Raw genomic sequence first — 19,907 nt, forward strand, 5'->3', positions numbered from 1 at the left:
TAGGCCATGGCCCAGACCAGTCGAGCGGCGCGCCTGGCGCCCGTCGTGCAGATGGCCGAGGAAACCGAGCGCAAGGCCGCCCAGCGTCTTGGCCAGCTCCAGCAGCAGGTTGTCCAGGCCCAGGCCAAGCTTACCGAGCTGGAGCGCTTTCGCGAGGACTACCAGAAGCAATGGATCGCTCGTGGCGGGCAGGGCGTCGATGGCAGCTGGCTGGTCAACTATCAGCGCTTCCTTGGCCAGCTGGAGACCGCCATGACCCAGCAGCGACAGAGCCTGGTGTGGCACCAGAACAACCTCAAGAATGCTCGCGATACCTGGCAACAGGCCTATGCGAGGGTCGAAGGGCTGCGCAAGCTGGTGCAGCGTTATCTTGAAGAGGCCCGACGCGCCGAGGACAAGCGTGAGCAACGCCTGCTGGACGAGCTGTCGCAGCGGTTGCCGCGGCAAGGAATGTGACGGGGCGATCGAATAGGCACTGCGAGTTGTTGCGTTGCTGATGGCTTCGGTGCGAACAGGTCGGGCTGCCGAACCGCTGCTCCCAGAGGAATGTGAACTGAATCCCAGCTGTCAGGCCCCGTGCATTACGCATGGCAAAAGCTTGGACCCATGTGGGAGCGACTGTCTTGCCCAAGAGTCGAAATGCAGACCGACCTTGGGGGTAGTCCACTTCCAGTGGGAGCGGGTTTACCCGCGAATGCGGCGGTGAATCCAACATCGTATTCGCGGGTAAACCCGCTCCCACTGGTGTCCGGGTAAGATCAGCCTGGCGAATGCAGGTCCATGCATGTCGCCCGCTCCCGAGCAACCCGCTGACCTGCCTTGGGCCCATTCGGCAGCTGTTCTCGCATCCAGTGGGAGCGGGTAAACCCGCTCCCACTGGTGTTCGGGTAAGATCAGCCTGGCGAATGCAGGTCCATGCATGTCGCCCGCTCCCGAGCAACCCGCTGACCTGCCTTGGGCACGTTCGGCAGCTGTTCTCGCACCCTGTGGGAGCGGGTAAACCTGCTCCCACAGGTGTCCGGGTAAGATCAGCCTGGCGAATGCAGGTCCATGCATGTCGCCCGCTCCCGAGCAACCCGCTGACCTGCCTTGGGCACGTTCGGCAGCTGTCCTCGCACCCTGTGGGAGCGGGTTTACCCGCGAAGCAGGCCACGGGGTGGGTGGCTCGGGCTTCGCTCGTGTTCGCGGGCAAGTCGCATCGGCGAACCCGCCGCTCCCACGCGGAGCGCCTGCATTTCGAGTTTTGAGCGAGACAGTTGCCTCCACATGAGTCCGAGCTTTTGCCATGGGTAATGGACGGGTGTCCAACATCTGGGGTGCGGTTCAGCGGGTCCCGTGATGAAGCCTCATGCATCACGCATCCGCAACGGATTTGCCGCCCGCCGTCCTGGCTGCTACACCTTCTCTAATCCGCCATCATCGAAGGAATCGCTAGCATGGCTGTCGAGTCCAACTTCTCTCGGGAAAAGAACGAGCTGACCATCAAGGTCAGAGGTCGCTTCGATTTCGGCAAGCATCAGGAATTTCGTGACGCCTACGAGCGACAGTCCACGCCGACGGCATCGGTGGTCATCGACCTGCAAGGCGCTACCTACCTGGACAGTTCCGCGCTGGGCATGCTTCTGTTGCTCAGGGATCATCAAGGCGGCGATCAGTCGCGCATCAGCGTGATCAATACCAGTACCGACGTGCGCAAGATCCTCGCCATCTCCAATTTCAACAAGCTCTTCGAGATCAGTTGAAGGACTGCCATGCCAGCCAAGGAAGCACTGAGCGTGCTGATCGCCGAAGACGGAGCGGTGGATCGCCTGTTGCTGGCGCAGATCGTACGAAAACAGGGACACCGCGTGTTTACCGTGGAGAATGGGGAGCAGGCGGTGAAACTGTTCGTCGAACAGCGTCCGCAACTGGTGTTGATGGATGCGTTGATGCCGGTCATGGATGGCTTCGAGGCCGCTCGACAGATCAAGGCGCTGGCCGGCGAGACGTTGGTGCCCATCATTTTCCTCACCTCGCTCAACGAGGAAGAAGCGCTGGTGCGCTGCCTCGAGGCTGGCGGCGACGATTTCATGGCCAAGCCCTATAGCGCGATTATCCTGGGCGCTCGAATCCGCGCCATGGACCGCTTGCGCCGTCTCCAGGCAACCGTGCTGGAGCAGCGTGACCAGATTACTCGCCATCACAATCACCTGCTCAACGAGCAGCGCGTGGCCAAGGCCGTGTTCGACAAGGTGACCCATTCCGGCTGCCTGAACGCGCCTAATATCCGCTACCTGCAATCGCCCTATGCGTTGTTCAATGGTGACCTGCTGCTGGCTGCCTTCACGCCTTCGGGCAACATGCATGTGTTGCTCGGCGATTTCACCGGCCACGGCTTGCCGGCTGCCGTCGGGGCCATGCCCTTGGCCGAAGTGTTCTATGGCATGACCGCCAAAGGTTATGGCCTGGTCGAAATCCTTCGCGAGATGAATGCCAAGCTCAAGCGCATTCTGCCCGTGGACATGTTCTGTTGCGCGCTACTGCTTAACCTGAGCTTCCAGCGGCAGACAGTCGAAGTCTGGAGCGGAGGGATGCCCGACGGCTACCGGCTGTCTGCCGAGGGAGAGATGCTGTCGTGCCTGTCTTCCTGTCATTTGCCGCTGGGCATCCTTTGCGCGGAGCATTTCGATGACAGCACCGAGACCCTGCCGCTGCAAGAGGGGGAGCGTCTGTTCCTGCTCTCCGATGGAGTTGCAGATACCTGCAACGAGCAGGATCAGCTGTTCGGTGTCGACCGCCTTGGCGAGGTGCTGACCGGCAACCGCGATGTCGAGCGGTTGTTCGATGAAGTGCATCAGGCCTTGGCGCGTTTTGGCGGGCGTCCACGCGACGATATCAGCCTGCTGGATATCCGCATGCTCGAGCCGCAGTGTCAATTGGCACCCGCGGTGGTCTACTCCGACGGCCTGCACGGCGCGCCTCTCGAGTGGTCGCTACGCTTCGAATTGCGGGACCAAAGTCTGAAAAGTCTCAACCCTGTGCCCTATCTGCTGCAGCTGTTGCAGGAGATCCACGGGTTGAGGGCGGTCACCGGCGCTTTGCACAGTGTGCTCAGCGAGTTGTATTCCAACGCGCTGGAGCATGGCGTGCTGGGCCTGGACTCGCGGCTCAAGTGTGATGCTCAGGGTTTCGCCCAGTACTACCACGAGCGCAACCGGCGTCTGTCGGGGAAAGTGGAGGGTTGCGTCAGCATCGCCCTGCGGGTTGAACCCCATGCTGCTGGAGGCCGTCTGATGATCGAGGTGCGGGACAGTGGGGCGGGGTTCGATGTCGAGCGAGTACTGTCCAGCCCGGTCAAGGAACAGGCGTTCAGTGGCCGCGGACTGAACCTTGTGCGTCGCCTGAGCCGCGATGCCCGTTGGCTGGATGGCGGGCGTCGTGCCTGCGTGGAATTCGCCTGGGAGGTCCAGGCATGATTAGCTTGCTCAAGGAGCGAACAAGTGTCCGAACATCGTATCGATCAAAAGGTCCTGAGCGACCTGCAGGAAGTGATGGAGGACGGTTACCTGCAATTGCTTGAAACCTTCCTGGAAGACTCCGAACATCGTATCAATCAGCTGCATGGGGCCAAGGACGCCAGTGAGCTGGGAATGACCGCACACAGTTTCAAGGGCAGCAGCAGCAATATGGGGGCCGCCGCGCTGGCCGAGCTCTGCCGGCAACTGGAAGAGCGCGTCCGCCAGCAGCCGCTTTGCGGAATCGAGGACCTGATCCATCGTATCGACCTCGAATACCTTGAGGTCCAGCGCTTCTACCAGGGTGAGCGAGAACGTGTTTCCGCGGGGTAGGCACAGAGCTGGCGCGAGTCTTGCCTGTCTTTGCCGGATAACGTTCAGCCTTCTGGCGCGGAGACCCTTTCAATGCCTGTCGCACCCAACCCCCTGCTGCAAGCCAGCGCTGTCGGCCAGCATTCGCGCACATCCGCCGTGGGCACTGAAAAGTTGTCGCAGGCCGCTTTCGACAAGGCACGAGACTTCGAGCAAATGATGGCGCGGCAAGGGCGCGAGGCATCGGCGGCGCGAGATGATCGCAACGTGCAAGCCAAGCCCAAGGACAAGCCGGAACCTGCCAAAAGCGGCAATAGCGAAGACGAGGGAACGGGCAAGGTTGCCGAAGACGGCAATAATCTGCCAGACACCGAGGCGGCTTCCCGTGCGGCAGGTGCCGAGCCTGACCAGGGTGGCAACGCCTTGCCCCTGGCACAGGCCATAGTGCCCGCGCCGCAGCCGGCTGGCTTGCTGTCCGGCGATGAGGCCGGGTCGCTACCGACGGATTTCGATCCTGACGCCGATCCACTGGCCGGCATGCCGGCACTGCGCCTGGCGCTGGAGCAGAGCGCCCAGGCCCAGGGAGCGACGTCGGCCCATGCCGCCGATGACAAGCAGGCGACGCTGCAGGCGAACGTCAATACCTTGGCGAATCCGATTGATGGCGAAGGCGAGTCCGAGCCGGGTGCCGAGGCCCTCGGCGGTTTGCTTGAAGAAGGTCTGAAGGACATCAAGGGCGCCGCGAGCGATAGCCGTGTCGACGATTTCGGCGATCGTCTTGCCGCCCTGACTCAAGCCGTTACGCCGAAGACCGCCAATGTCGTTCCCGCCACCAGTCCGTTGCAGCAGCCATTGGCAATGAACCAGAACGCCTGGAGCGAAGGCCTGGTCAACCGGGTCATGTACCTCTCCAGCCAGAACCTCAAGTCAGCCGACATCCAGCTCGAGCCCGCCGAGCTGGGTCGATTGGATATTCGGATCAACGTCGCGCCGGACCAGGCCGCTCAGATCACTTTCATCAGTGGTCATGCCGGGGTGCGCGATACGTTGGACAGTCAGCTTTATCGCCTGCGTGAACTCTTCGCCCAGCAGGGGCTGGCGCAGCCGGACGTCAATGTCGCCGATCAGTCGCGCGGCCAGCAGTCGCAGCAGGGCCAGCAGCAAGGCACTGCGTTGAGCGGTGTCGCCGCGCGCCGAACCGCAGCGGGCGAAAGCGACTCCGAGGTGCAGGCGGACGCCCGTCAGCCAGGGGAGCGCCAGGTGGTGATCGGCTCCAGCGCGGTGGATTATTACGCCTGATCGCACGAGCCGAGCGCGAACCGATCTGGCATAACACTTGCTCTAAGACGTCATCCTTCCCTGAAACCCCAATGGACGACGGATTATTGGCATGGCGAAAAGCGACGCACCGAAAGACCCCGCCGCTAAAGGCAAACTCAAGCTGATCCTGCTGCTGGTCGGGGCCCTGTTGCTGGCTGTCGGCCTGTCGGTAGGCGCCACCTGGTTCCTCATGCACAAGCCCGATGAGGCGCCTGTGGCCGAAGAAGGTCATGCGAATACCAAGCCGGCGGCAATCTACGAGGCACTCGCGCCGGCCTTCGTGGTCAACTTCAATCAGAACGGTCGTCAGCGCTACATGCAGGTGAGCATCACCCTGCAAGGACGCAACCAGGCGGATCTGGATGCCCTGAAGGTGCATATGCCGGTCATCCGCAACAACCTGGTGATGATGTTCTCGGGACAGGGTTTCGATACCTTGGCTGCGAGCTCGGTAGGGCAGGAAATGCTGCGCCAGAAGGCCACCGCGGTGGTCCAGGAAGTGGCGCAAAAGGAAGTCGGCAAGCCGGTCATCGACCAGCTGCTGTTCACCAACTTCGTATTGCAGTAGGAACCCTAAATGGCCGTGCAGGACCTGCTGTCCCAGGATGAGATCGATGCGCTGTTGCATGGCGTCGATGACGGGCTGGTACAAACCGAAAGCGTTGTCGAGCCCGGCAGCATCAAGAGTTATGACCTGACCAGCCAGGATCGGATCGTCCGTGGACGCATGCCGACCCTGGAAATGATCAACGAGCGCTTTGCCCGCTATACGCGTATCAGCATGTTCAACCTGCTGCGCCGCTCGGCGGACGTGGCGGTGGGTGGCGTGCAGGTCATGAAGTTCGGGGAGTACGTGCATTCGCTGTACGTACCGACCAGCTTGAACCTGGTGAAGATCAAGCCGCTGCGTGGCACCTCGCTGTTCATTCTCGACGCCAAGCTGGTGTTCAAGCTGGTGGACAATTTCTTCGGTGGCGACGGTCGTCATGCGAAGATCGAGGGACGGGAGTTCACGCCGACCGAGCTGCGCGTGGTGCGCATGGTCCTCGACCAGGCTTTCGTCGACCTCAAGGAGGCCTGGCAGGCGATCATGCCGGTCAACTTCGAGTACATCAATTCCGAGGTCAACCCGGCCATGGCCAACATCGTCGGGCCGAGCGAAGCGGTGGTGGTCTCGACCTTCCACATCGAACTCGACGGTGGCGGCGGCGACCTCCACGTGACCATGCCGTACTCGATGATCGAGCCGGTGCGCGAGATGCTCGATGCCGGCTTCCAGTCGGACCTGGACGACCAGGACGAGCGTTGGGTCAAGGCCCTTCGCGAGGACGTGCTGGACGTCAGCGTGCCGCTGACTGCCACCGTGGCACGTCGTCAGCTCAAGCTGCGCGATGTCTTGCACATGCAACCCGGTGACGTGATTCCCGTCGAGCTGCCCGAGCACCTGGTGGTGCGCGCCAACGGCGTGCCGTCGTTCAAGGCGCGACTGGGCTCGCACAAGGGCACGCTGTCACTGCAGATCATCGATCCAATCGTACGTCGCTGAGCGCGTGGCGCTCGCACCCCAGAATTGAATGCCTGCCGAGGACACTATGGCAAACGAAAACGAGATCACCTCCGCTGAGGACCAGGCCCTGGCCGACGAGTGGGCTGCCGCCCTCGAAGAGACCGGGAGTGCCGGCCAGGCCGATATCGACGCGCTGCTGGCCGCCGACCTGGGCCACTCCAGCCCCGGCGGCGCCGGTCGCCTGCCCATGGAAGAGTTCGCCAGCTCGCCCAAGCCGAAGGAAAACGTCAGCCTCGAGGGGCCGAACCTGGATGTCATCCTGGACATTCCGGTGAGCATCTCCATGGAAGTGGGCAGCACCGAGATCAACATCCGCAACCTGCTGCAGCTCAACCAGGGCTCGGTCATCGAGCTGGATCGCCTGGCGGGCGAGCCGCTGGACGTGCTGGTCAACGGCACGCTCATCGCCCATGGCGAGGTGGTGGTGGTCAACGAGAAGTTCGGCATTCGCCTGACGGACGTGATCAGCCCCAGCGAACGTATCAAGAAGCTGCGCTGAGTGAAGCGCTCGATGGTGGCCATGACGGCCATGGGCCTGGGGCTCTGCAGCGAAGCGGTCATGGCCGCGTCCGCGCCCGCGGTCGCCCCGGCGGCCAGCCCCGGCAATCTCGGCGGCCAGGTGGCGCAGATGCTGTTCGGCCTGTTGCTGGTGGTGGGCCTGATCTTCTTCCTGGCCTGGCTGCTGCGCAGGATGCAGGGGATCGCGCCGCGCGGGGGGCAGGTGATCGAGATCATCGGCAGCCGCGCCATCGGGCCGCGCGACCGTCTGCTGCTGGTGCAGGTCGGCAAGCAACAGATACTGCTTGGTCATAGCCCAGGCAGTATCGAGGCCCTGCATGTACTGGACGAGCCGGTGGAGGTGCCCATCGGTGCCCGCCCGGCCACGCCGGAGTTCGCCCAGCGCCTGATGGAGCTGATGGGCAAGGACCACAAGGACAAGACGTGATGGGCGCGGTGCGCATGTTGTTGACCCTAGCGCTGCTGATGGCGGCACCGCTGGCCCTGGCCGCCGATCCGTTGTCGATCCCGGCCATCACCCTCTCCAACGGTCCGGACGGACAGCAAGAATACTCGGTCAGCCTGCAGATCCTGCTGATCATGACGGCGCTGAGCTTCATTCCGGCGTTCGTGATCCTGATGACCAGCTTCACCCGGATCATCATCGTCTTCTCCATCCTTCGTCAGGCACTGGGGCTGCAACAGACGCCGTCGAACCAACTGCTGACCGGCATGGCGCTGTTTTTGACACTGTTCATCATGGCGCCGGTCTTCGACCGGGTGAACACCGATGCCTTGCAGCCTTACCTGAACGAGCAGCTCACTGCCCAGCAAGCGCTCGACAAGGCCCAGGTCCCGGTCAAGGACTTCATGCTGGCGCAGACCCGGCAGAGCGACCTCGACCTGTTCGTGCGTCTTTCCAAGCGCACCGACATCGCCAGCCCCGAACAGGCGCCGCTGACCATCCTGGTGCCGGCCTTCGTGACCTCGGAGCTCAAGACCGCGTTCCAGATCGGTTTCATGATCTTCATCCCGTTCCTGATCATCGACATGGTGGTCGCCAGTGTGCTGATGGCCATGGGCATGATGATGCTCTCGCCCCTGATCATTTCGTTGCCGTTCAAGATCATGCTGTTCGTCCTGGTCGATGGCTGGGCGCTGATCATGGGCACCCTGGCGAGCAGTTTCGGTGGCGTATGACGCCCGTAAGGAGAGCCCCGCATGACACCTGAAGTCGCTGTCGACCTGTTTCGCGATGCACTGTGGCTGACCACAGTGATGGTGGCCGTTCTGGTGGTGCCGAGCCTGATGATCGGTCTGGTGGTCGCCATGTTTCAAGCCGCCACGCAGATCAACGAACAGACCTTGAGCTTCCTCCCGCGTCTGCTGGTGATGCTGGTCACGCTGATCGTGGTCGGCCCTTGGCTGACCCAGAAGTTCATGGAGTATTTCATCAGCCTGTATACCAGCATCCCGCAGCTGATCGGTTGAGGTCGCCATGCTCGAGCTGACCGATGCCCAGATCGGCACCTGGGTCGCCACGTTCATCCTGCCCCTGTTCAGGGTGACCGCGATGCTCATGACCATGCCGATCATCGGCACCAAGATGCTGCCAGGGCGGATCCGTCTCTACTTGGCCGTGGCGATCACCGTCGTCATCACCCCAGGCTTGCCGCCCTTGCCCGAAGTCAATCCGCTCGGCTTGCAGGGCCTGCTGATGTGCGCCGAGCAGATCCTTGTCGGCGCGGTATTCGGGCTGGCCTTGCAGATGCTGTTCCAAGCCTTCGTGATCGCCGGACAGATCATCGCGGTACAGATGGGCATGGCCTTCGCGTCCATGGTCGACCCGGCCAACGGCGTCAACGTGGCGGTGGTCAGCCAGTTCATGAACATGCTGGTGAGCTTGCTGTTCCTGAGCATGAACGGGCATCTGGTGGTATTCGAGGTGCTGACTGAAAGTTTCACCACGCTGCCGGTGGGCGGCGCGCTGGTGGTCGATCATTTCTGGCAGCTTGCAGGGCGTCTGAGTTGGGTCCTGGGAGCGGCGCTGCTGTTGGTGTTGCCGGCCATCACTGCCTTGCTGGTGGTGAACATCGCCTTTGGCGTGATGACCCGCGCGGCCCCGCAGCTGAACATCTTTTCCATCGGCTTTCCGTTGACCCTGGTGCTCGGCATGGGCATTTTCTGGGTCGGTCTGGCCGACATTCTGTCCCATTACCAGGCATTGGCCAGCGAAGCGCTGCAATGGCTGCGTGAATTGGCAAGGGCGCGCTGAACATGGCAGAGAGCGAAAGCGGTCAGGACAAGACAGAGGACCCCACCGACAAGCGCAAGCGCGACTCTCGGGAGAAAGGCGAGATCGCGCGCTCCAAGGAGCTCAATACCGTAGCGGTGACGCTGGGTGGCGCGGGTGGCCTGCTGGCGTTCGGGGGATACCTTGCCGAGTCGTTGATGGAACTCATGCGCCTGAACTTCAGCCTGCCGCGCGAGGCAGTCATCGACGAGCGTTCCATGGGCATCTTTCTGCTGGCTTCCGGCAAGGCCGCGATCCTCGCGGCTCAGCCGATCCTGGTCATGCTGTTCTTCATTTCGCTCGTGGCGCCCGTTGCTCTGGGCGGATTCCTGTTCTCCGGCAGTCTCCTGCAACCCAAGTTCAGCCGCATGAACCCCTTGGCGGGGATCAAGCGCATGTTCTCCCTCAATGCCCTGACCGAGCTGCTCAAGGCCTTGGCGAAGTTCTTCCTGATCCTCATGGTGGGGCTGATGGTGCTGTCCAATGACCGTCAGGCCTTGCTGGCGATTGCCAATGAGCCGCTGGATCAGGCGATCATCCACAGCGTACAGGTGGTGGGGTGGAGTGCCTTGTGGATGGCCTCCGGTCTGCTGTTGATCGCCGCGCTGGATGTGCCGTTCCAGCTATGGCAGTCGCACAACAAGTTGAAGATGACCAAGCAGGAAGTGCGCGACGAGTATAAGGACAGCGAGGGCAAGCCCGAGGTCAAGCAACGCATTCGCCAGTTGCAACGCGATGCTTCGCAGCGGCGCATGATGGCGGCGGTGCCGGAGGCGGACGTGATCATCACCAACCCGACCCACTACGCCGTGGCGCTGCAGTACGACCCGGAGAAGGGCGGCGGGGCCCCTTTGCTGCTGGCCAAGGGCACCGACTTCATCGCCTTGAAGATCCGCGAGATCGGTACCGCGCACAAGGTGCAGATCCTCGAATCGCCGGCCCTGGCCCGGGCGATCTACTACAGCACCGAGATCGAGCAGGAGATTCCGTCGGGGTTGTACCAGGCGGTGGCGCAGGTGTTGGCGTATGTGTTCCAGATCCGCCAGTACCGGGCGGGGAGAGGCAAGGCGCCTGATCCGTTGAAGAAGGACTTGCCGATACCGCCGGATTTGCAGCGCGATGGTTGAAACGGCCGTTTGCCATGTGCTGAGCGTTTATCGTGTAGGAATCCAGGGTGCATGGCATGCCTTGCGCGCGATCCCATGCCGCTGCTGATTTCAGCCACACCTTGAGAGCTGGTACAACACCGGGTCCCCTGGCTTGTACCGCTCCAGGGGGTACTTGCAGCGCTCCGGTGGGAGCTGGCTTGCCCTGCGATCGAGGCCGAAGGACTCGCCTGGTAATGATGGACACTCTCCCGGCGCGATAGTTGTGGATGCACTGGCTGCAGGGAATTCGCGTATCCACAACCACCCCGGTGAATAGGACATGGCGTTGCCAGGCGAGTCCTTCGGCCTCGATCGCAGGGCAAGCCAGCTCCCACCTGGAGCGCTGCAAGTACCCCCCTGGAGCGGTGCAAGCCAGGAGAGTTGGTGTTGTACCAGCTCTCAAGGGTTGCCTGGAATCGGCCGGGGCATAGCTTTAGCGGAAGCTTGCCAGGCACCCTGGAAGCTCCTGGCCTTCAAATTGCGTTTGTTCTGCAGGTCGCTCTAGAAGCGGGATTACCGCGTTTTCATAAGTCTCCACCAAAGTTGGAAAGCTTCTTGCACAAGCAGCGCCACACGCCTCGCAGGCGTCAAAAGTTTTGCTTGAAGAGGATTTTCGGTGGATCGCACTCAGTTGATCAGCGCCCGCAACAACCTCGCCGGTCTCGGCCGGGGGAACCTGGGCGTGCCTTTGCTGTTGCTGGTGATGTTGGCGATGATGATGTTGCCGATACCGCCGTTCCTGCTCGACGTGTTCTTCACGTTCAACATCGCTCTGTCGATCGTGGTCCTGCTGGTCTGTGTGTATGCCCTGCGGCCGCTGGACTTCGCTGCCTTCCCGACCATTCTGCTGGTGGCCACGCTCCTGCGTCTGGCGCTCAACGTGGCCTCGACCCGTGTGGTGATGCTCCATGGGCAGGAAGGCCAACAGGCCGCCGGCAAGGTGATCCAGGCCTTCGGCGAGGTGGTGATCGGCGGTAACTATGTGGTCGGTGCCGTGGTGTTCGCGATCCTGATGATCATCAACTTCGTCGTGGTGACCAAGGGTGCGGGCCGGATCTCGGAAGTGAGCGCGCGCTTCACCCTCGATGCCATGCCCGGCAAGCAGATGGCGATCGACGCCGACCTCAATGCCGGCCTGATCGACCAGGCCCAGGCCAAGGCGCGCCGTACCGAAGTGGCTCAGGAGGCGGAGTTCTACGGCTCGATGGACGGTGCCAGCAAATTCGTCCGCGGTGACGCCATCGCCGGCCTGCTGATCCTGTTCATCAATCTGATCGGCGGCTTGCTCATCGGCATGCTGCAACACGGCATGCCTTTCAGCGAGGCAGGCAAGGTCTATGCGTTGCTGACCATCGGTGACGGTTTGGTGGCGCAGCTGCCATCGCTGCTGCTGTCTACCGCGGCGGCGATCATGGTGACCCGCGCCTCCGGCTCCGAGGACATGGGCAAGCTGATCAACCGGCAGATGTTCGACTCGCCACGTGCCCTGGCGGTATCCGCCGGCCTGATGATCGTCATGGGACTGGTGCCCGGCATGCCTCACGTGGCGTTCCTGAGCCTGGGCGCCATGGCCGGTGGAGGCGCCTACCTGGTCTGGCGCAAGCAGCAGCAGGCCAAGCTCAAGGCGCAGCAGGAGCTGCAGCTGCAGCAGGACCTGCTGCCTTCGCCGCAGCGCGCGCTGGAGACCAAGGAACTGGGCTGGGATGACGTGACCCCGATCGACATGATTGGCCTGGAAGTCGGCTACCGGCTGATTCCGCTGGTCGATCGCAACCAGGGTGGGCAATTGCTGGCGCGGATCAAGGGCGTGCGCAAGAAGCTGTCCCAGGACCTCGGTTTCCTCATGCCCACGGTCCATATTCGCGACAACCTCGACCTGTCGCCCAGTGCCTATCGCCTGACCCTGATGGGCGTGATTCTGGCCGAGGCGGAGATCTACCCGGATCGCGAGTTGGCGATCAATCCAGGCCAGGTGTTCGGGCCGGTCAACGGTATTGCCGCGCGTGACCCGGCCTTTGGCCTCGAGGCCGTGTGGATCGACATCGCTCAACGTTCCCAGGCGCAGTCGCTGGGGTACACGGTAGTGGATGCCAGTACTGTAGTGGCCACGCACCTCAACCAAATCCTGCAGAAGCACTGTCATGAGCTGATCGGCCATGAAGAAGTTCAGCAACTCTTGCAGGTATTGGCCAAGGCTTCGCCTAAACTTGCTGAAGAGCTGGTGCCAGGTGTCATTTCTCTGTCGGGGCTGCTGAAAGTGCTGCAGGCGCTGTTGTCCGAGCAGGTACCGGTACGTGATATTCGCAGTATTGCCGAGGCGATCGCCAACAATGCTGGCAAGAGTCAAGATACCGCCGCGCTGGTTGCGGCGGTGCGCGTCGGATTGTGTCGCGCCATCGTGCAAAGCATTGTCGGCGTTGAGTCCGAGCTGCCTGTGATCACGCTCGAGCCAAGGTTGGAACAGATCTTGCTCAATAGTCTTCAGCGCGCAGGGCAAGGTCAGGAAGAAGGCGTTCTTCTCGAACCGAGCATGGCCGAGAAATTGCAACGGTCGTTGATCGAAGCAGCCCAGCGTCAAGAAATGCAGGGGCAGCCGGCGATCCTTCTGGTGGCCGGTCCGATTCGCGCGATGTTGTCGCGGTTCGGGCGCCTGGCGGTTCCGAACCTGCATGTGCTGGCGTACCAGGAAATACCGGACAACAAGCAAGTCACCATCGTTGCCACCGTGGGCCCGAACGGCTGAGGTAGTGGGTTATGCAAGTTAAGCGTTTTTTCGCCGCCGATATGCGTCAGGCCATGAAGCTGGTCCGGGATGAGCTTGGCTCCGATGCCGCCATCATCGGCAACCGGCGCATCGCTGGCGGCGTCGAGTTGACGGCTGCGCTGGACTACAAGCTGTCCGCCCTCGCTCCGCGTGTACCCAATGTCGAGCTCGAGGAAGAGCTGCGCAAGACCCAGTCGCGCATCGTCACCGCCCAGGCCGAGCTGAGCAACCGCGAGGAAAGTGACGGCGCCAACCGGCAGTTGTTCGCCGGGCTGCCGCTGACCGCCTCCGAACCCCTGGTCGAACCGCACGTCGACGAGCCGGCAACCGATGCCGGTCCGTCCCCTGCGCCGGTCGATCCACGCTTGTTCGATGCCATGCGCTCCGAACTGTCAGGCCTGCGTGAGTTGCTCGAAGTGCAACTCGGCTCCTTGGCCTGGAACCAATTGCAAGGTAGCCAGCCCGGGCAGGCCAATCTCTGGCGCCGCCTGCAACGCATCGGCCTCAGTGGCGCGCTGTCCCGTGAGCTGCTCGAGCGTGCCGGCAACATTGACGAGCCTCGCCAGGCCTGGCGTATGGTCCTGGCACACCTGGCTCACATGATCGATGTGCCCGCGCTCGAGCCGATCGAAGAGGGCGGTGTCATCGCCCTGGTCGGTCCGGCCGGCATGGGCAAGACCACGACCCTGGCCAAGCTCGCCGCTCGCTACGTCCTCAAGTACGGTGCCAGTCACCTGGCGCTGGTAAGCATGGACAGTTTCCGCATCGGCGCGCAGGAGCAGCTCAAGACCTTGGGGCGTATCCTCAATGTACCGGTTACCTATGTCGACCCGGGCGAGTCCTTGGCCCAGGCGCTGGAGCCGCTGCTGCGCAAGCGCGTGGTGCTGATCGATACGGCGGGCCTGCAAGCCAGCGACCCGGCTCTGCGCATGCAACTGGAAACCCTTGCCGGACGTGGCATTGCCGCGAAGAATTACCTGGTGCTGGCAACCACCAGCCAGAAGCAGGTGCTGACTGCCGCCTACCACAGCTACAAGCGCTGCGGCCTGGCCGGTTGCATCCTGACCAAACTCGATGAAACGGCCAGTCTCGGCGAAGTGCTGAGCCTGGCCATCAGTCACGAACTGCCGGTGGCCTATCTGACCGATGGGCCTCGTATTCCGGACGACCTGCACCTGCCGCGCCGACATCAGTTGGTCAGTCGCGCGGTCAGTGTGCAGATGCAGGACGAGCCCAGCGAAGAGGCCATGGCCGACATGTTCGCTGATCTCTACCACAATCCTGGCAAACGCGCGGGTTGAGTATGAAAACAGTACAACGTACCTACACCATGGGAACGCCCTGCCAGTCTCCGGCAGTCAGCAACAAATCCCAAGTGTGGCCCGGGTTCAAGCGAGACAAGGTAAAGACAAGACATGGGTAGCATGCATCCCGTACAGGTGATCGCCGTGACCGGTGGCAAAGGTGGCGTCGGCAAGACTAACGTTTCAGTGAACCTGTCCCTGGCCCTGGCCGAGCTTGGCCGTCGGGTCATGCTGCTGGACGCCGACCTGGGCTTGGCCAATGTCGATGTGCTGCTCGGCTTGACGCCCAAGCGCACCCTCGCCGATGTCATAGAAGGACGCTGCGAATTACGCGACGTGCTGTTGCAGGGGCCGGGCGGTGTGCGCGTGGTCCCGGCTGCCTCGGGCACGCAGAGCATGGTCCATCTGGCTCCGGCCCAGCACGCTGGCCTGATTCAGGCTTTCAGCGAGATTGGCGACAACCTCGATGTGCTGGTGATCGATACCGCAGCCGGTATTGGTGACTCGGTGGTGAGTTTCGTCCGTGCCGCCCAGGAGGTACTCCTGGTGGTGTGTGACGAGCCCACCTCGATCACCGATGCCTACGCCTTGATCAAGTTGCTCAACCGCGACTACGGCATGAGCCGCTTCAGGGTCCTGGCGAACATGGCGCAGAGCCCTCAGGAAGGGCGCAACCTGTTCGCCAAGCTGACCAAGGTCACGGATCGTTTCCTTGACGTCGCCCTGCAGTATGTTGGCGCCGTGCCGTACGACGAGTGCGTGCGCAAGGCCGTGCAGAAGCAGCGTGCCGTCTACGAGGCTTTCCCGCGGTCCAAGTGCGCCTTGGCCTTCAAGGCCATCGCCCAGAAGGTGGATAGCTGGCCGTTGCCCGCCAACCCACGTGGTCACCTGGAATTCTTTGTCGAGCGCCTGGTGCAGCCCACCAGTGCAGGACCGGTACTATGAGCGCGAGCGGTTTCAAGATGTACAGCAAGGCTTCGCGGGATGCCCAGTACGAACTGGTCGAGCGCTATGCTCCGCTGGTAAAGCGTATTGCCTATCACCTGCTGGCGCGCCTTCCGGCGAATGTGCAGGTCGAGGATCTGATCCAGGCCGGCATGATCGGCCTGCTTGAAGTCGCCAACAAATACGATGCCAGCAAGGGCGCCAGCTTCGAGACCTACGCCGGTATCCGCATCCGCGGCGCCATGCTCGATGAAGTGCGCAAGGGCGATTGGGCTCCGCGTTCGGTGCACCGCAATACGCGCATGGTCAGCGATGCCATGCGCACCGTGGAGGCAAGAACCGGTCGTGACGCTAAAGATCACGAGGTTGCTGCCGAACTCCAGTTGGGCCTCGACGATTACTACGCGATCCTCAACGACACCTTGGGCAGCCGTCTCTTCAGTTTCGACGACCTGTTGCAGGACGGCGAGCACGAGGGGCTGCACGATGATGGAGCCAGCGCGCAGATCGAGCCGTTGCGGGATCTGGAGGACGAGCGCTTCCAGGCAGCCCTGGCGGACGCGATCGCCAACCTGCCGGAGCGCGAGCGCCTGGTCCTGGCGCTGTACTACGACGAGGAGCTGAACCTCAAGGAAATCGGTGAGGTCCTGGGGGTCAGCGAGTCACGTGTCAGCCAGTTGCACAGCCAGTGCGCGGCGCGATTGCGCAGCCGTCTGGGAGAATGACGGGCGCGTTGAACGCAGGTTCGATGCAGTCGTTGCAAATAATGCCGAATTGATTGAATGCGCGCTCGGCGCCGAGCGCGTTTGGACTGCTTGGAGGTCTAATTGAACAAAGACATGAAAATCCTCATCGTTGACGACTTTTCGACGATGCGGCGGATCATCAAGAACCTGTTGCGTGATCTTGGCTTCACCAACACCGATGAGGCCGACGATGGCACCACGGCCCTGCCGATGCTGCAGAGCGGTCACTACGACTTCCTGGTAACCGACTGGAACATGCCTGGCATGTCGGGCATCGACCTGCTGCGCAAGGTGCGCGCCGACGACCGCCTCAAGTCCATGCCGGTGCTGATGGTCACGGCCGAGGCCAAGCGCGACCAGATCATCGAAGCGGCGCAGGCCGGCGTCAATGGCTACGTGGTCAAGCCGTTCACCGCACAGGTGCTCAAAGAGAAGATCGAAAAGATCTTCGAACGCGTCAACGGCTGAGTGGGGTCAGGGGGCGCCATGGAATCAAATCAAACGTCTCTGGGGGAGTTCGAATCGACCCTGAAGAAGCATGCCCAGGAATTGGTCGAGAGCCTCGAGCGGGGACGATTCGGCGAGGCGGTGCAACTGATCCACCAGCTGAACCAGACCCGCGACCGTGGCCTGTATCACGAGGTGGGCAAGCTCACCCGTGAATTGCACAGCGCGATCGTCAGTTTCCAGATCGATCCGCGCATGCCGCAAGCCGAGGAAGTCTCGCAGATCACCGATGCCACCGAGCGTCTGGGCTATGTGGTCAAGCTGACCGAAGGCGCGGCCAACCGGACCATGGATCTGGTCGAGGCCAGTACACCGGTGGTCAACGAGTTGGCCGCCGAAGCCGAAGCATTGAGCGTCGACTGGCAGCGCTTCATGCGTCGCGAGGTGGCGGCGTCGGAGTTTCGCGAGTTGGCCAAGCGTGTCGACAGTTTCCTGACGCGTAGCGAGCAGGGTAACCGTCAGGTGGCGGGTCAGCTGAACGACATCTTGCTAGCTCAGGACTATCAGGACCTTACCGGCCAGGTGATCAAGCGGGTGACCCAACTGGTCACCAATGTGGAAAGCAATCTGCTCAAGCTCATGCTGATGGCCAGTCAGGTCGACCGTTTCGCCGGGATCGAACATGACCATCAACAGCTGCGCGCTGAAAAAGATGAAGAAAAATATCCGACTCGGGGTGAAGGTCCGCAGATTCATGCCGATAAGCGTGAAGACGTCGTGTCCGGTCAGGACGATGTTGACGATCTGCTGTCCAGCCTGGGTTTTTAGGGAGCACGTTCAATGAGCTTCGGCGCCGATGAAGAAATCCTTCAGGATTTCCTGGTAGAAGCCGGCGAAATTCTCGAGCAATTGTCCGAACAACTGGTCGAGCTGGAAAGCCGGCCCGATGATGCGGACCTGCTCAACGCCATCTTTCGGGGTTTCCACACGGTAAAAGGGGGCGCCGGCTTCCTCCAGCTCAACGAGCTGGTGGAGTGCTGCCATATCGCCGAAAACGTGTTCGACGTCCTGCGCAAGGGCGAGCGACGCGTCGATGCGGAACTGATGGACGTGGTCCTGGAAGCCTTGGACACGGTCAATGCCATGTTCGGCCAGGTTCGCGAACGCAGCGAAGTGGCACCTGCCTCCGCGCAGTTGCTGGCGGCCTTGTCACGTCTGGCCGAACCGGCCGGCGCCGAGTCGCCAGCGGTGGTCCAAGCGCCTCCCGCGCCGGTAGCCGAGGCGCCTGCCAGCACCGATATCACCGACACCGAGTTCGAGCAATTGCTCGATTCGCTCGATGCGGTCAAGGCCGAGGCCGAGGCCGCCGAACAGATGCAGAGCGAGAAGGTCGGCGGTAGCGGCGACGAGATCACCGATGTCGAGTTCGAGTCGTTGCTCGACCAGTTGCACGGCAAGGGGCAGTTCTCTCCAGAAGTGGCCGGGGCTGCGGCTCAAGTGCCCGTACAAACGCCCGCCAGCGATGAAATCACCGATGCCGAATTCGAAGCGCTGCTCGACCGCTTGCACGGCAAAGGCACGTTCGCCGCGGACGCGCTGCCTACCGCCGCCGCTGCGCCTGTGGTCGTCGACGCCCCGGCAGCGCCCGCGGACGATCACATCACCGATCACGAATTCGAGTCGTTGCTCGATCAGTTGCACGGCAAGGGCAAGTTCTCCAGCGATGCGTTGACCGCTGAGGCCGCGCCCGCCGCGGTTGCCGCCAAGCCTGCCGTTCAGGCCGAACAGCGACCGGCCGCCAAGCCGTCCGCAGTCGCCGCGACCGCGGCCAAGGCTCCGGCCCCGGCACGCGCTCCGGCCCCGGTTGCCGAGAAGCATGCTGTCAGCGAGGCCGAAACCACGGTACGGGTCGACACCGCCCGCCTGGACGAGATCATGAACATGGTCGGCGAGCTGGTACTGGTGCGTAACCGCCTGGTGCGCCTGGGCCTCAACAGCGGCGATGAAGCCATGTCCAAGGCCGTGTCCAACCTCGACGTGGTCACCGCCGATCTGCAGACCGCGGTCATGAAGACCCGCATGCAACCGATCAAGAAAGTCTTCGGTCGCTTCCCGCGCCTGGTCCGTGATCTTGCTCGCCAGTTGAAGAAGGAGATCAATCTCGAGCTGGTCGGGGAAGAGACCGACCTGGACAAGAACCTGGTCGAGGCGTTGGCCGATCCGTTAGTGCACCTGGTGCGCAACGCCGTCGACCATGGTATCGAAACCCCCGAAGAGCGGGAGTCCTCCGGCAAGTCGCGCGGTGGCAAGGTCGTGCTGTCCGCCGAGCAGGAAGGCGACCATATCCTGCTGTCGATCTCCGACGACGGCAAGGGCATGGACCCCGACGTGCTGCGCGCCAAGGCCGTCGAGAAGGGTGTGATGGACAAGGATGCGGCCGATCGCCTGAGCGAATCGGACTGCTACAACCTTATCTTCGCGCCCGGTTTCTCGACCAAGACCGAAATCTCCGATGTTTCCGGTCGTGGCGTCGGCATGGACGTGGTGAAGACCAAGATTTCCCAGCTCAACGGCTCGATCAACATCTTCTCGGCCAAGGGCCAGGGGTCGAAGATCGTCATCAAGGTGCCACTCACCCTGGCGATCATGCCGACCCTCATGGTGATGCTGGGCAACCAGGCGTTCGCCTTCCCGCTGGTCAACGTCAACGAGATCTTCCACCTCGACCTGTCGCGTACCAACGTCGTCGATGGCCAGGAAGTCGTGATCGTGCGGGACAAGGCGCTGCCGCTGTTCTACCTCAAGCGCTGGCTGGTCAGCTCCGCCGTGCATCAGGAGCAGCGCGAAGGCCACGTGGTGATCCTGTCGGTCGGTACCCAGCGCATTGGCTTCGTCGTCGACCAGCTGGTGGGCCAGGAAGAAGTGGTCATCAAGCCACTGGGCAGGATGCTTCAGGGCACGCCGGGCATGTCCGGGGCCACGATCACCGGCGACGGTCGCATTGCGTTGATCCTCGACGTACCGAGCATGCTCAAGCGTTACGCCGCGCGGCGTATTTGATTTCGGCAG

The 19,907-nt window shown here is 62.3% G+C and carries 20 protein-coding genes; all 20 read left to right on the plus strand.

Features of this window, described 5'->3' with window-relative positions; all coding sequences use genetic code 11:
• Window positions 1–6 precede the first annotated feature (6 nt).
• The 20 genes from fliJ to G7009_RS03580 all read left to right on the plus strand — a co-directional run bounded on the left by fliJ (window position 7) and on the right by G7009_RS03580 (window position 19,898).
• A complete protein-coding gene (fliJ, locus tag G7009_RS03485; RefSeq protein WP_181128572.1) occupies window positions 7–456 on the plus strand; it encodes a flagellar export protein FliJ in 450 nt (149 codons plus the stop codon).
• Window positions 457–1,436: 980 nt separating this feature from the next.
• Window positions 1,437–1,742: an STAS domain-containing protein gene (locus G7009_RS03490; protein WP_181128573.1), complete on the plus strand. Its 306-nt coding sequence runs from the start codon at window positions 1,437–1,439 to the stop codon at window positions 1,740–1,742.
• 9 nt (window positions 1,743–1,751) lie between these two features.
• Window positions 1,752–3,455 carry an ATP-binding SpoIIE family protein phosphatase gene (locus tag G7009_RS03495; protein ID WP_181128574.1) on the plus strand — a complete coding sequence of 568 codons (1,704 nt, stop codon included), beginning with the start codon at window positions 1,752–1,754 and terminating at the stop codon, window positions 3,453–3,455.
• A 75-nt stretch (window positions 3,456–3,530) separates the two neighbouring features.
• Entirely contained in the window at window positions 3,531–3,827 is a 297-nt protein-coding gene (locus G7009_RS03500) for an Hpt domain-containing protein (RefSeq protein ID WP_219856421.1), read from the plus strand.
• 72 nt (window positions 3,828–3,899) lie between these two features.
• Window positions 3,900–5,105 (plus strand): flagellar hook-length control protein FliK, encoded by a 1,206-nt coding sequence (locus G7009_RS03505; protein WP_181128576.1) that lies wholly within the window; start codon window positions 3,900–3,902, stop codon window positions 5,103–5,105.
• Window positions 5,106–5,196: 91 nt separating this feature from the next.
• A complete protein-coding gene (fliL, locus tag G7009_RS03510; protein ID WP_181128577.1) occupies window positions 5,197–5,694 on the plus strand; it encodes a flagellar basal body-associated protein FliL in 498 nt (165 codons plus the stop codon).
• A gap of 9 nt (window positions 5,695–5,703) precedes the next feature.
• On the plus strand, window positions 5,704–6,672 hold the full coding sequence (fliM, locus tag G7009_RS03515; RefSeq protein ID WP_181128578.1) for a flagellar motor switch protein FliM: 969 nt from the start codon (window positions 5,704–5,706) through the stop codon (window positions 6,670–6,672).
• Window positions 6,673–6,718: 46 nt separating this feature from the next.
• Entirely contained in the window at window positions 6,719–7,192 is a 474-nt protein-coding gene (fliN, locus tag G7009_RS03520) for a flagellar motor switch protein FliN (RefSeq protein WP_181128579.1), read from the plus strand.
• A gap of 12 nt (window positions 7,193–7,204) precedes the next feature.
• Window positions 7,205–7,639 carry a flagellar biosynthetic protein FliO gene (fliO, locus tag G7009_RS03525; RefSeq protein ID WP_181128699.1) on the plus strand — a complete coding sequence of 145 codons (435 nt, stop codon included), beginning with the start codon at window positions 7,205–7,207 and terminating at the stop codon, window positions 7,637–7,639.
• Window positions 7,639–8,391 carry a flagellar type III secretion system pore protein FliP gene (gene fliP, locus G7009_RS03530; protein WP_181128580.1) on the plus strand — a complete coding sequence of 251 codons (753 nt, stop codon included), beginning with the start codon at window positions 7,639–7,641 and terminating at the stop codon, window positions 8,389–8,391. The genes fliO and fliP overlap by 1 nt, the downstream gene beginning before the upstream one ends.
• A 21-nt stretch (window positions 8,392–8,412) precedes the next feature.
• Window positions 8,413–8,682 (plus strand): flagellar biosynthesis protein FliQ, encoded by a 270-nt coding sequence (gene fliQ, locus G7009_RS03535; protein WP_181128581.1) that lies wholly within the window; start codon window positions 8,413–8,415, stop codon window positions 8,680–8,682.
• A gap of 7 nt (window positions 8,683–8,689) precedes the next feature.
• Complete coding sequence (fliR, locus tag G7009_RS03540; RefSeq protein WP_181128582.1) at window positions 8,690–9,466, plus strand: flagellar biosynthetic protein FliR; 777 nt, start codon at window positions 8,690–8,692, stop codon at window positions 9,464–9,466.
• A gap of 2 nt (window positions 9,467–9,468) precedes the next feature.
• A complete protein-coding gene (flhB, locus tag G7009_RS03545; RefSeq protein WP_181128583.1) occupies window positions 9,469–10,611 on the plus strand; it encodes a flagellar biosynthesis protein FlhB in 1,143 nt (380 codons plus the stop codon).
• 637 nt (window positions 10,612–11,248) lie between these two features.
• The gene (flhA, locus tag G7009_RS03550; protein ID WP_181128584.1) at window positions 11,249–13,375 is read left to right on the plus strand and encodes a flagellar biosynthesis protein FlhA; all 2,127 of its coding nucleotides are present in this window, start codon (window positions 11,249–11,251) and stop codon (window positions 13,373–13,375) included.
• 11 nt (window positions 13,376–13,386) lie between these two features.
• Window positions 13,387–14,697 (plus strand): flagellar biosynthesis protein FlhF, encoded by a 1,311-nt coding sequence (gene flhF / locus G7009_RS03555; protein ID WP_181128585.1) that lies wholly within the window; start codon window positions 13,387–13,389, stop codon window positions 14,695–14,697.
• 114 nt (window positions 14,698–14,811) lie between these two features.
• Window positions 14,812–15,645: a flagellar synthesis regulator FleN gene (gene fleN / locus G7009_RS03560; protein WP_181128586.1), complete on the plus strand. Its 834-nt coding sequence runs from the start codon at window positions 14,812–14,814 to the stop codon at window positions 15,643–15,645.
• Window positions 15,642–16,370, plus strand: coding sequence for an RNA polymerase sigma factor FliA (gene fliA / locus G7009_RS03565; RefSeq protein ID WP_181128587.1), 729 nt, complete (start codon window positions 15,642–15,644; stop codon window positions 16,368–16,370). Before fleN ends, fliA begins: the two co-directional genes overlap by 4 nt.
• Window positions 16,371–16,484: 114 nt before the next feature.
• Complete coding sequence (locus tag G7009_RS03570) at window positions 16,485–16,859, plus strand: chemotaxis response regulator CheY (protein ID WP_181128588.1); 375 nt, start codon at window positions 16,485–16,487, stop codon at window positions 16,857–16,859.
• A gap of 18 nt (window positions 16,860–16,877) precedes the next feature.
• Window positions 16,878–17,666, plus strand: coding sequence for a protein phosphatase CheZ (locus G7009_RS03575; RefSeq protein ID WP_181128589.1), 789 nt, complete (start codon window positions 16,878–16,880; stop codon window positions 17,664–17,666).
• A 12-nt stretch (window positions 17,667–17,678) separates the two neighbouring features.
• Window positions 17,679–19,898: a chemotaxis protein CheA gene (locus G7009_RS03580; RefSeq protein ID WP_181128590.1), complete on the plus strand. Its 2,220-nt coding sequence runs from the start codon at window positions 17,679–17,681 to the stop codon at window positions 19,896–19,898.
• Window positions 19,899–19,907 lie beyond the last annotated feature (9 nt).

The sequence above is a fragment of the Pseudomonas capeferrum genome, from assembly GCF_013523055.1.
GTDB classification, from domain to species: Bacteria; Pseudomonadota; Gammaproteobacteria; order Pseudomonadales; family Pseudomonadaceae; genus Aquipseudomonas; species Aquipseudomonas capeferrum_A.